Raw genomic sequence first — 12,439 nt, forward strand, 5'->3', positions numbered from 1 at the left:
TAAGCTTTATACTGTGTGTTAGTGATATCTAAACCCTCTTGTTAGCCGAGCATGGGAATTTTCCGGTGAAGTTCGTAAAATATTTTTTTATTCTTGTTTTCTGTTGCATTTTTTTGGGAACCGCCTCGATTTATGGCATGTATAAATATGTGGAAGGTGAGTTACCTGATGTAGCAACAATGAAAGACATTCGTCTGCAAATTCCAATGCAGGTATACAGTGCGGATAACGAATTGATTGCCCAATATGGGGAAAAGCGTCGTATTCCTTTACCTCTGGCAGAAATTCCTCCTTTAATGATCAAAGCGTTTATCGCCACTGAAGATAGCCGTTTTTATGAGCACCATGGGATTGACCCTATTGGTATTTTCCGTGCGGTTACCGTAATGGCGTCTTCTGGCCATGCATCTCAAGGGGCCAGTACAATTACTCAGCAGCTCGCGAGAAATTTTTATTTAAGCCCTGAAAAAACCCTGATGCGTAAAGCTAAAGAGGCATTTTTGGCTATTCGCATTGAGCAGCTTTTTACTAAAGATGAAATTATGGAGTTGTACCTGAATAAAATTTATTTAGGTAACCGTGCTTATGGCGTCGGAGCAGCTGCGTACGTTTATTTTGGTAAGACAGTGGATGAGTTGACGCTTAGTGAAATTGCGATGATTGCAGGTTTACCAAAAGCACCTTCTACATTTAACCCTCTGTACTCTTATGACCGTGCGGTAAGTCGTCGTAATGTGGTTCTTTCTCGCATGTTTGAGGAGAAATACATTACTCAAGACCAGTATGAACAAGCAAAAAATGAAAAAATAGTTGCTTCGTATCATGCGCCGAAAATTGATTTTTCTGCGCCGTATTTAGCCGAAATGGCGCGTCAAACCTTGTTTGATAAATATGGTGAAGATGCGTATACCGATGGGTATAAAGTCTACACTACGGTGATCCGTAAAGATCAGGAAGCTGCAACAACCGCAGTCCGTAATAATTTGATCGACTACGATACTCGCCACGGTTATCGCGGTCCTGCCGAGGTTTTATGGAAACAGAATGAAACGGCTTGGACAGCAGAGCAGATAGTCGAAAAATTGAAAAAAATGCCGGTTTATGGGCCTTTAATGCCTGCAGTTGTGACATCTGCAACAGCTTCAGAAGCGCAAGTGATGTTAGCTGATGGTTCGCAAATTCCTATTACAATGACCGGTGTGCGTTGGGCGCGTAAATTTATTTCAGATACTCAACAAGGTGCCGCGCCAAGAGCTGTAAATGCAGTCATGCAAGTGGGTGAGCAAATTTGGGTTCGAAAAGTTAAAGATAACTGGTGGTTAGGGCAAGTACCTGATGCGAATGCGGCATTTGTTGCTTTAAATCCAAATGATGGGGCGATTATTGCGCTAGTAGGTGGGTTTGACTTCAATATGAGTGAGTTTAACCGAGTCACCCAATCATTACGCCAAGTTGGTTCGAATATTAAACCTTTCCTATATACAGCGGCAATGGATAAAGGCCTGACATTATCATCATTACTTAATGATGTACCAATTAGCCGTTGGGATGCAGGTGCAGGTTCTGATTGGCGCCCTAAGAATTCACCTCCTCGCTATGATGGGCCTATTCGTTTACGTCAAGGTTTAGGCCAATCAAAAAACGTTGTGATGGTTCGTGCGATGAGAGCCATGGGGGTGGATTATGCGGCTGATTATCTGACTCGCTTTGGTTTTCCAGCGGAAAATATTAACCGCACTGAGGCGTTAGCGCTAGGTGCGCCATCATTCACACCAATGCAAATGGTTCGTGGATATGCTGTCATGTCCAATGGTGGGTATTTGATTGACCCATACTACATTTCGAAGATCGAAAATCATAATGATGAGGTTATTTTCGAAGCCAACCCTAAAATAGCATGCCCTGATTGCACGAATATTCCGGTTATTTATGGTGATACGGAACGCACTATTGTGAGCAACGGTATTGATGATGAGTCTACCGAAGAAGTGACACAATCAGGCGATAATACCGTCATAAAAGAGCCAACAATGGAATTAACGACGGCAGCTAACTTAGACGGGAACTCTGGTGACCAATATGCACCTCATGTAATTAATACCCCACTTGCATTCTTAATTAGGGATGCGATGATGACCAATATTTATGGCGAGCCTGGTTGGTCAGGTACAGGTTGGCGTGCAGCGAGAGACTTAGGTGGTCGCCGTGATATTGGTGGGAAAACAGGGACAACTAACAGCTCTAAGGATGCTTGGTTCTCTGGCTATGGCCCAGATGTTGTTGCTTCTGCATGGATTGGTTTCGATGATAATAGGCGAACATTAGGTCGTGGTGAAGCCGGGGCCAAAAGTGCACAACCCATGTGGAACGACTTTATGAAGTCTATTTTGGCAGGGGTACCAGTGAAAACAATGAAACCGCCTAAAGGTGTTATTTCGGTCTCCATTGATAGCAGAACAGGTAAATTAGGTTCCTCCCGTCGTGAGTATTTTATTGAAGGAACTGAACCGAAAGAACATGCGGTACAAGAGGTAGGTACGACAATTTCTACGGAAGGCGGAGCCAGCCAAGAGCTATTTTAAAATTATTGTTGGTTAAATACCTATAATTAGCACCCCATTGTTGGTTTAAAACATGGGGTGTTTTCTATAGAGACGTTTAATATATCAGTAGGTTATATACCCACATTAATGATTAGTTATGGAAATTACATACAGCAGATGTAATGTTAAGTGTTATTACTTAACACTTTTTAGGTAACGTTCTAGATAGAAAAGTGCGCTAATATTCCGAGCTTCGTTGAAATCAGGGTGTTCCAGTAATTCCATCATTCGAGATATTGGCCATAGCTCTTGTTGTAGGGGTTCAGGCTCATCTCCTTTGAGTTTTTCCCTGTATAGGTCTTGAGCGATAAGAATATTCATTTTACTTGAAAAGTATGATGGCGACATCGTCAGTTTGGCGAGCTGAACCATGTGATTAGCGCCATAACCAATTTCTTCTTTGAGTTCACGCTGGGCTGCTTCAATGGCAATTTCACCGGGGTCGATAGCACCTTTGGGAAAGCCTAATTCATAGTTTTCAATCCCGACAGCGTATTCGCGAATGAGGATGAGGTTATCACCCATGATAGGAACAATAAGAACCGCTTCGCGTTTTGCGGGCCGCATTCTTTCATAGACTCGTTTTTCACCATTACTAAATTCGAGGTCAACTGATTGAATGCTGAATAATTTTGATTGAGCAACATCTTGAATATTCAAGATTTTAGGTTTTTTTAACTCTGTCATAACGATTTCCGAACAGGATGAGTGAAATCTATTGCTAAAAGCATATTTCATTGATTTACGAGACGCGTTTTACCTGGCACTGCCCGTATTTCGAAATCATCATACAACTATGACCTATATCAAAATAAAATGATAGATATTATCGAGTAGATAAAATGCTGTTAGTATAATTGACTCAAACAAATAATACGGGTAAACAAATAAAACATTTTTTACAAGATGTTGTAATTTAAAATAAAAACTACAAATAGAATAGGAATCGGCTTATTTTTAGGAAGTGTGGGGGCTGATATGCTTTTCTTATTCATTTTTCATTGGGGAAACAATGCTGAATCATGTCATTATAACGGCTATAATTGTTATTAGCCTGACTATAATGGCTTCCTTCCTATATTTTAGGCGGGGGCGGCATTCTGGCGTCTATCAAATACCTTCTGTAGCATCACCATCATTTAGGAAAATGATTGATTCAGATTACCAAACCATCTCCCAGTATTTAAATTATTGCGCTGCTATATCAACAAATACATCTCAGCATCCATGGCAAATCAAAAAAAACTCAATCATAGCGACAGTTTGCCATTCATTGACACGTTTTAACTTACGCCAAGAGCAAGGAAATAGTTGGCGCTATTTTATTGATACAATTGAGGTTCAGCTCCCTTCACAGCTTGAGCCTTTTTTGCAACGCCAAAATGTTATGGAAATAGTGGAAACAGACCACTTGCCGTTAATTATTTCAATGAATAGCCATTCGCTGAAAGATTTCAGTAGTGAATGGCAAACGGGTATGCCTATCGATTCAACATGGCCTGATGCGGCAATTCAAGAACGTGGCCAGCATAGTATTGAGCGATTGAAAGTTCGTAAAGAGACGAATGAAGAACATCGGTTACACCATTCTACAGGTTGGCTTGGTGCTGCTATTATCTGCCTGAGTTTTTTATTTGGTTATTTAACCCTTGTTTCGATTCCTTTATTACAGGAATCGGGATTAGTGATCACAACGATTACGTTTATTATTGGGTTACTTATTCTCTTTCGCTCTAGGATGTTCCCCCGACAATATCAAGATATTCAATGCATTCATGGCCAACCAAAGCGCTGGGAACTTTATGGCGAACTGGATAAAAAATATTCCACCAATACGTCTATTGCTGGTATTGACTTGCACTACCCTAATCATTGGACGAATTATTTAAAATACGAAGAAAACCAAGCTGTTAATATTGATTTTTATACGACGGGTGAGGTGGTCAGGCACGGTAAGTATCTTTCTTTGCATGAAGAAGAGCGTTATTACCCTTACAAACGGTTCAAAAAGAATGTATTGATGTTAGTTGGGGCTTTATTAACGATGACTCTGATATTTGCATATCAACCGATAGATTTGCCAATAAAACTGGGTTTTGCGTGGGTAGGTGGCACAGAGAAAATCAAGGCTGAGAGTCCTAATGAGCTTGCTTCCCGTCAGCTCAAAGTTGGGGATACATTAGTTGCCCAAGGAAAAGGGATGTGTTACCGCTCACCGAATTTGAATAAAGAAAACCAAGCTCAATTTGTGCCATTTGATTGCTCTGGTATTTATTGGAATGATGTTAGTTTACAGACTGAACCTCAATCAGAGGTTGTTGAACACTCAATATCATTGCTTGATACCGTCAAAAGCCAATTGCATCCAGATAAAAACTCGACAGGAGTTAACCCAAGATTACAGCGGGATATTATGAAATCAGGGATGAATATTATCTTTGATTTTTCGGCTATCATCATGGGGACAGAACAACTGTGCCATAATTCTGATAACTGCCTAAAATTAAAAAATGCACTGACTAACCTAGGGAGTACAGATGATTGGCCTTCTTTAGTAAAGAAAGCGTCTACGGGAAAACTAAAAGGGGCTCATGTTTTATTGCGTGCTGGTAGCGCTGAGGCCTTGGAAAACATCGTGGAAGACACCATATATGATTTTATCAGGACAGAAATAGATAGAGAAGTGCGCAAAATTAATAGTCCGCCTCCTGGTGGTGTTTTATTAATTAGTGATGAAAACAAGCCTTTAGTTGATTCGATACAGGGAGCTTCTTTTAATGAGCTATCGCCATTACAGCGTTGGCAAGAGTTGCAAAGGTTATCAAATCTACTGATCAATACACCGTTCAATATTGAAGGTGTCATTACGGATTTATCAGTAGATGCCAATGGGACATTGCAAATTGTGTTGCATGAAGAACCCAATGAAAAAGTGGTATCTCAGTATATATGTAGTGCGCTTTTTATCCTATTTTTGTTGGTGTGTGCGTTGTTAAATGGTTCGTTGATTGTGCTACGTGTTTTGAATAATAAGAAGCGTTTGCGTAATATCACAGAATATTATGATAAATGCTTTGAGGCTAATCCCCCTTCCTATCGTCGATAGTATCATCCCGAAAATAGAGGGAGCCTCTTCTTAGTTTGATTCAGACTTATGTTGAGGAGGCACCATGAATCAATCCACTATAGAACCTGTTCGCCTTGATAAATGGCTGTGGGCTGCGCGGTTTTATAAAACGCGTGCAGTCGCCCGTGAAATGATTGAAGGTGGTAAAGTTCATTATAATGGGCAAAGAACTAAGCCCGGGAAGATTGTTGAGCTACACGGAATCGTTAAGCTTCGACAAGGTAATGATGAACGGACGGTTGAAATCATGCAAATTAGTAGCCAGCGTAAAGGCGCGCCGGAAGCACAGTTGCTGTACTGTGAAACCGTAGAAAGTATTGAACAACGAGAGAAAATGGCACAAGCGCGTAAGATGAATGCACTGACGATGCCACATCCAGAGCGACGTCCAGATAAGAAAGAACGGCGTACTCTATTAAAGTTTAAACAAACAAATTCTCATGAGTCGTCTTAATGACGGCCTGAGCAACAGCCCGAGCAATAGAGAGATATTATGGCAAACCAAGACTTACTCCACCGTTTTTTATTTGAACAACATTCTGTTCGTGGAGAAATGATCAGTGTTGATGAAACCTTTGAACATATTTTAGAAAACCATGACTACCCAACAGCGGTGAAAGGTTTGTTAGGTGAGTTACTTGTTGCTACCAGTTTATTGACGGCAACGTTGAAGTTCGATGGTGATATTACTGTGCAAATTCAAGGGGATGGGCCGGTTAATCTGGCGGTTATCAATGGTAATAATTTACAACAGATGCGTGGTGTTGCACGTGTAGATGGCCCTGTTGTGGCTGGTAGCACTCTGAAGCAGATGATTGGTAATGGTTTTATGGTGATTACCATCACACCGAATCAAGGTGAACGTTATCAAGGAATTGTGGCGATCGAAGGGGATTCTATTGAAGAAAGCATTGATGCCTATTTTCGCCAGTCAGAGCAATTGCCAACCCGTTTATTCATTCGTGTGGGTGAAGTAGATGGGAAACCAAGTGCAGGTGGCATGTTGTTGCAAGTTTTACCAGCAGCAAATGAAACAAGCCATGAGTTCTTTGACCACTTAGTGCAACTGACAGCCACAATTAAAGGCCAAGAGCTGAGTTCATTGGATGTGAAAGAGGTTTTACACCGTCTTTATCATGAAGAAGATGTCACGTTATATGACCCACAATCTGTCGAGTTTCGTTGTACTTGTTCAAGGGAGCGTTGCGAAAGTACATTAGCGACGTTACCGAAGGAAGATGTTATCGATATTTTACACAAAGATGGAAAAATTGATATGGAGTGTGAATTTTGTGGCTCACATTACGTATTTATTGAATCCGATCTTCAAGGGTTAAATAATGAGCTAAATCAGCAACTTCACTGATACGATTTAGCAACCTAATTATGTGACAAGGGTGCAATTCTGCACCTTTTTCTTATAATTTTAAAGCATTATTACGTGCTCTAAGTCTCATTATGAATTAAAAAAAATCATACATTTTCAATTCTTTGATAGCAATCGCTGTTAATTAGTCGTAAAGAATTATGATCATCCGCAGATTAGTTATGTTTACCAGGAGCAATATAATGAGCGCTAAAAGCATTACCCTGAAGGAACTTGAAAAGTACGGTATTCATGATGTAACTGAAGTGGTTTATAACCCAAGTTACGAGCTATTATTCACGGAAGAAACTAAGCCTGGACTTGAAGGTTATGAGCGTGGAACAGTAACCACTTTAGGAGCTGTTGCGGTTGATACAGGTATCTTTACTGGTCGTTCACCAAAAGATAAATATATTGTACGTGATGACGTGACTCGCGATACAGTTTGGTGGGCAGACCAAGGTAAAGGTAAAAATGACAACAAACCTATGTCACAAGAAGTTTGGGCGGATCTCAAACATTTAGTGACTGAACAACTGTCAGGTAAACGTTTGTTTATCATTGATGCATTCTGTGGTGCGAACGCTGACACTCGTCTAAAAGTACGTTTTATCACCGAAGTTGCATGGCAGGCGCATTTCGTTAAAAACATGTTCATTCGCCCATCTGATGAAGAATTAGTGGGTTTCGAACCTGATTTCATCGTCATGAATGGCGCAAAATGTACTAACCCGAATTGGAAAGCACAAGGTTTGAATTCAGAAAACTTTGTTGCGTTCAACTTAACCGAACGCATGCAACTGATCGGCGGCTCTTGGTATGGCGGCGAAATGAAGAAAGGTATGTTCTCTATGATGAACTACCTGCTGCCATTAAAAGGCATTGCATCTATGCACTGTTCTGCTAACGTCGGCGAAAAAGGTGATGTAGCCATTTTCTTTGGTTTATCTGGAACAGGTAAAACCACACTCTCTACCGATCCAAAACGTAAGTTAATTGGTGACGATGAACACGGTTGGGATGATGACGGCGTATTCAACTTTGAAGGTGGTTGCTACGCAAAAACTATCAACTTATCTAAAGAAGCTGAGCCAGACATCTATGGCGCTATCAAACGTGATGCGTTATTGGAAAACGTGATGGTGTTGGCAGATGGTTCAGTTGATTTCAATGATGGTTCAAAAACAGAAAACACCCGTGTTTCTTACCCAATCTACCACATTGAAAATATTGTAAAACCTGTTTCTAAAGCGGGCCATGCAACAAAAGTTATCTTCTTAACCGCAGATGCATTTGGTGTGTTACCTCCTGTTTCTCGTTTAACGCCTGAGCAAACGCAGTACCACTTCCTATCAGGCTTTACCGCGAAATTAGCAGGTACAGAGCGTGGTGTCACGGAACCAACTCCAACCTTCTCCGCTTGCTTTGGTGCGGCATTCTTATCACTGCACCCAACACAATACGCTGAAGTATTAGTTAAACGTATGGAAGCAGCGGGCGCGAAAGCTTACTTAGTGAATACAGGCTGGAACGGTACAGGTAAACGTATTTCCATCAAAGATACACGTGCCATCATTGACGCTATTTTAAGTGGTGACATCGAAAAAGCAGACATGATTAAACTGCCAGTGTTCGATTTAGAAATCCCAACAGCATTACCGGGTGTGGATACCAATATCCTTGACCCACGTAATACTTATGCAGACAAAGCACAGTGGGATGAAAAAGCGCAAGACTTAGCGGAACGTTTCGTGAACAACTTTGATAAGTACACGGACACCCCAGCAGGCGCTGCACTGGTGAAAGCAGGGCCAAAACTGTAATTGGTTTTGTGAATCAATAAATAATAAAGGCCCTACCAAAGTAGAGCCTTTATTGTTGTGAAAATAATTATTCTGCTGATGGTAAGTCAAACAACAGGATTTCACTATCTTCACTTGCTTTGATGGTGAGCGCTGTTTCTTGCCAAATGGCTAAACCATCGCTGGTGGTTGCTTTTTGGCCATTGATTTCCACATTCCCTTTGACGACTTGAATCCATACAACTCGCTTATCAGCGATCGCATGAGTGTGTGTTTCATTTGCAGGTAATGCCCAGCGCCACAGTTCCATATCTTGATAAACTTTTAATGAGCCATCACGTGCATCCGGTGATAGCACCAATTGCTTGCCTTCTTTGGAATCGAACCGTTTTTGCTCATAACGTGGCTCAATACCCGTTCTCTCAGGAATGATCCAAATTTGGTACAGGTGTAGCTCTTCTTCATTGCTTGGGTTGTATTCAGAATGACGAATACCCGTACCTGCACTCATAATTTGGAATTCACCCGCAGGGATTTGCTCCATATTGCCCATGCTGTCTTTATGTTCGACAGTCCCATTGAGCACATAGGTCAATATTTCCATATCTTTATGGGGGTGGGTTCCAAACCCTTGGCCCGCAGCAATAAAGTCTTCGTTAATCACTCTCAGTGCAGAAAAGCCCATAAATTGCTCATCATAGTAGCTAGAGAATGAAAAAGTATGCCAACTGTCGAGCCATCCATGGTTTGCATGACCACGTTCGTTTGCTTTGCGTAAATAAATCATCGTGTTCTCTCCTGTACGGATTTCAACCTTGGTTGAACTCGCTCTAAATGTGTTGATGACAGTTTAACCAATTTATACGCAGAGAAAAGTAGCTCCCATTAACCATAGGATCCAAAAAATTTGAATAAGATATAAGGTGATTGCAGAGAATGTGGTGTGAATAAAAAAATAGCCAGCGCAAGGCTGGCTAAAGTAAACACTGGAAGCAATGTGAGCAATGTCGTACTCCCTGCAAAGGGTGACTAAGTAACCCTGTTGAGGAAGTGATGGTAATGATAATAGTTATCACTATCGTTTGTAAAGCATTATTTTTAACCAAAATAATATATCTTATAATTAAAACTGCAATTATATGATTTATATGAAATTAAATATTAACCATTATTTTTCAATGGATTAAGAGATATTCGGTTAAAAGGACATTAATACTAAAACATTATGAATATCGTTATGACTTAAGTTAATTATGGTTAATACATTTATTTGCTTTGTGCTGAGGTTGCGAGTTTTTGAATGATTTTAACGATAGATATTCAGAAAACGAATGGTCTTTGCTCGTGATATGATAGAATACGCTGTAGTAAATTGGATCAGCGTGCCAGTGTGGGGTACATTCTGCTATGCGGTGTTATTTGGTAAACAAAGAGCTGAAGTTGAGAGTAGAGGGATTAATTCGAATTAACCCCTCTTCGTAATTGAGTAACTCTTAGCTATAATGTTGACTTTATATTTATAATTTTTTTGATAAATAATCAGCTAAAAAGCTGTAATAAGGCATTTTTTGACCATTGTTGTTAATAGCAAGTACTTTGTCATGCAATTTTTGAATGTCTTGCTTACTACGGGTGCCTTTTTTCCGTGAAAGTTGTTCTTGGACAGCTTTTAATGCATGTTGACGATTTTTCACCAATCGAGTTTCATTGAGATTTAAAACCTCATTTAACTCTTTGTCAAAGTTACAGTCATTCGAAGTTACTTTCCCTGAACCATGTATATAGGTAATTCGGCAGTCTATGGCATGTTCTGTATTTGCAGGGGAATAAGTGAGTGCTTTATTTTCTTTCTTTTTATCACAAGTATATGTGTCCTTTCGTTGTCCTTCGTTGCCACAACAGCATGCTAATAAGTTATTATAATCAAGCTCTAAATGTTGGTTGTTATCTTGGCAAGCCCAATGTTCAATTCTCATTTTTTGACTATCGATCCTACTCATGCAGTATGCACAAACATACCCTTGCTCCCTAAGTAGCGAATCTTTCAAATCTTCTCGAACTCTTGTGGGTAAATTATCGTAACGGGCTTGAGGGTCATTTTTATAAGAAGTTAAACTATTAGGTTGAATATGTTTAGTGATTCTATACATTAGTCATCCCACCCAGCCAATTCAATAGATAATTTAGCTTTAACTAATTCTGGAATTTCACCTTCTATTTCCTCTTCTAGTCTCTGGATTTGTTCTTCTGCTTCTGAATACTTTTTATCAGCGATCAATGTATTTATAGACTCTAATTTTGCAAAAACATCTTGGTTTCTCGAAAGTTGTTCATTAACCACATCTGTGTTCATCACTTCATCTAAAATATCATTACTGCTTAATCCATACGATTGCGCTGGGTTTTCTAAAGTATAGTAACCTTCGCTTGTCTGTTTGATTAATTTAATATTTATTGCGGCTACATTTCCTAAGACTTGCGGGCTATGTGTAGTCAGGATAAATTGTATTTTAGGAAATGCTGCTTGAATGCTTTTGACTATATGCTGTTGCCACTGAGGGTGTAGGTGCATATCTACTTCATCAATTAATACTATACCTTCAACCGATTTAAGTATACCGTTGCCAATATGTGGGTTTAGCTTTATTGCACGATAGGCGATATCTGCAATTAAGCCAAGAATATTGCGCACGCCATCACTCAATAAGTTAATTGGGACATCACCTTGCTTTTTATGAGTGGCAACAATTTGCCCCGCTTTTGAAGAATAACGGACATTCGACCAACCCGATGGAAGTAATACTTGGTTTAACGCTTGTTGGAGCTCATCGAGTCGAGCTTGAAAGTGATTACTTTTCACTAAACTACTTGAATGACGTTGCTCCTGAATTTCTAATTCTCGTTCAAAACTTGCCATCGTTTCATGGTAAAGCCAGTTTACAAAATGGCCATAACTTGTTCGTGGTTTGAGCCAGTCGGTGTAACCCTCTAATCGACTTGCATTAGAAAGTTTTGGCATTTTTTTTGTTGGGCCAATATTCTGATTAAACAGTCTATCTGTTCCATAATAAGCAACTACAGGTAGGGTAGGGTTAGCTCCCTCTTGAACCATTTTTTGTAGAAATTGTGCGCTATTTTTTTGTTCTCGTACAATCGTTGTCTTTGTATTCTTTTTGACGCTATTACGAAAGCGCTCCCAATTCATTGGGTACTCTGTATTATGAGGCTCCGCGGTACTTGCAGAAATACGGCATGGAATTTGGTACTCCATGCTAAACTCGTCATTACCAACATTTATTCTGGCAAGGTGTGTTTCACTAATGTGTATGCCTCGATCTGTACTAGTACCAAAACCACTCATAAACTGTCCATAAGCAATAGATATAGCTTCGAGTAAGCTCGTTTTACCAGTGCCATTTAGCCCTACTAGAATATTTACATCAGGCTCAAATTCTCCAGTAAAATGTTTAAAGCCCCTATAATTGTCTAATGTTAAAGTTTTTAACTTCATATTTATGCCTTAATATATTTATTAGGTTCA

Annotated in this window: 9 protein-coding genes; 5 read left to right on the plus strand and 4 right to left on the minus strand. The window is 39.9% G+C overall.

Going from position 1 to position 12,439, the window contains the following annotated elements; genetic code table 11:
• Positions 1-65 precede the first annotated feature (65 nt).
• The gene (mrcA, locus tag M1F26_RS00420; RefSeq protein WP_140171901.1) at positions 66-2,582 is read left to right on the plus strand and encodes a peptidoglycan glycosyltransferase/peptidoglycan DD-transpeptidase MrcA; all 2,517 of its coding nucleotides are present in this window, start codon (positions 66-68) and stop codon (positions 2,580-2,582) included.
• Positions 2,583-2,738: 156 nt separating this feature from the next.
• On the opposite strand, the gene nudE is transcribed toward mrcA, so the two are convergent.
• Positions 2,739-3,290, minus strand: coding sequence for an ADP compounds hydrolase NudE (gene nudE, locus M1F26_RS00425; protein ID WP_140171902.1), 552 nt, complete (start codon positions 3,288-3,290; stop codon positions 2,739-2,741).
• A gap of 325 nt (positions 3,291-3,615) precedes the next feature.
• Here nudE and M1F26_RS00430 point away from each other — a divergent pair, with 325 nt between their 5' ends.
• The 4 genes from M1F26_RS00430 (at position 3,616) to pckA (ending at position 8,919) form a co-directional block, all read left to right on the plus strand.
• Positions 3,616-5,709, plus strand: coding sequence for an IgaA/UmoB family intracellular growth attenuator (locus M1F26_RS00430; RefSeq protein ID WP_140171903.1), 2,094 nt, complete (start codon positions 3,616-3,618; stop codon positions 5,707-5,709).
• Between the two features lie 64 nt (positions 5,710-5,773).
• Positions 5,774-6,184: a ribosome-associated heat shock protein Hsp15 gene (gene hslR, locus M1F26_RS00435; RefSeq protein WP_004906574.1), complete on the plus strand. Its 411-nt coding sequence runs from the start codon at positions 5,774-5,776 to the stop codon at positions 6,182-6,184.
• A 39-nt stretch (positions 6,185-6,223) separates the two neighbouring features.
• Complete coding sequence (gene hslO / locus M1F26_RS00440) at positions 6,224-7,096, plus strand: Hsp33 family molecular chaperone HslO (RefSeq protein WP_115166327.1); 873 nt, start codon at positions 6,224-6,226, stop codon at positions 7,094-7,096.
• Between the two features lie 203 nt (positions 7,097-7,299).
• On the plus strand, positions 7,300-8,919 hold the full coding sequence (pckA, locus tag M1F26_RS00445) for a phosphoenolpyruvate carboxykinase (ATP) (RefSeq protein ID WP_004263163.1): 1,620 nt from the start codon (positions 7,300-7,302) through the stop codon (positions 8,917-8,919).
• A gap of 67 nt (positions 8,920-8,986) precedes the next feature.
• Here the strand turns inward: pckA and M1F26_RS00450 are convergent, their stop codons facing one another.
• The 3 genes from M1F26_RS00450 to M1F26_RS00460 form a co-directional block, all read right to left on the minus strand.
• Positions 8,987-9,685, minus strand: a complete 699-nt coding sequence (locus tag M1F26_RS00450) for a pirin family protein (RefSeq protein WP_140171904.1) — start codon at positions 9,683-9,685, stop codon at positions 8,987-8,989.
• Positions 9,686-10,415: 730 nt separating this feature from the next.
• Entirely contained in the window at positions 10,416-11,048 is a 633-nt protein-coding gene (locus tag M1F26_RS00455) for a retron system putative HNH endonuclease (RefSeq protein ID WP_140171905.1), read from the minus strand.
• Positions 11,048-12,409: an AAA family ATPase gene (locus M1F26_RS00460; protein ID WP_140171906.1), complete on the minus strand. Its 1,362-nt coding sequence runs from the start codon at positions 12,407-12,409 to the stop codon at positions 11,048-11,050. The genes M1F26_RS00455 and M1F26_RS00460 overlap by 1 nt, the downstream gene beginning before the upstream one ends.
• Between the last annotated feature and the right edge of the window lie 30 nt (positions 12,410-12,439).

It is taken from the genome of Providencia sp. PROV048, from assembly GCF_033688165.1.
Classification (GTDB): Bacteria; Pseudomonadota; Gammaproteobacteria; order Enterobacterales; family Enterobacteriaceae; genus Providencia; species Providencia hangzhouensis.

Excerpts from the sequence above, each read along its gene's own strand:
- M1F26_RS00450 (WP_140171904.1), bottom strand. The coding sequence starts at position 9,685 with ATGATTTATTTACGCAAAGCAAACGAACGTGGTCATGCAAACCATGGA.
- hslR (WP_004906574.1), top strand. The coding sequence starts at position 5,774 with ATGAATCAATCCACTATAGAACCTGTTCGCCTTGATAAATGGCTGTGG.
- nudE (WP_140171902.1), bottom strand. The coding sequence starts at position 3,290 with ATGACAGAGTTAAAAAAACCTAAAATCTTGAATATTCAAGATGTTGCT.
- M1F26_RS00430 (WP_140171903.1), top strand. The coding sequence starts at position 3,616 with ATGCTGAATCATGTCATTATAACGGCTATAATTGTTATTAGCCTGACT.
- M1F26_RS00455 (WP_140171905.1), bottom strand. The coding sequence starts at position 11,048 with ATGTATAGAATCACTAAACATATTCAACCTAATAGTTTAACTTCTTAT.
- pckA (WP_004263163.1), top strand. The coding sequence starts at position 7,300 with ATGAGCGCTAAAAGCATTACCCTGAAGGAACTTGAAAAGTACGGTATT.
- M1F26_RS00460 (WP_140171906.1), bottom strand. The coding sequence starts at position 12,409 with ATGAAGTTAAAAACTTTAACATTAGACAATTATAGGGGCTTTAAACAT.
- hslO (WP_115166327.1), top strand. The coding sequence starts at position 6,224 with ATGGCAAACCAAGACTTACTCCACCGTTTTTTATTTGAACAACATTCT.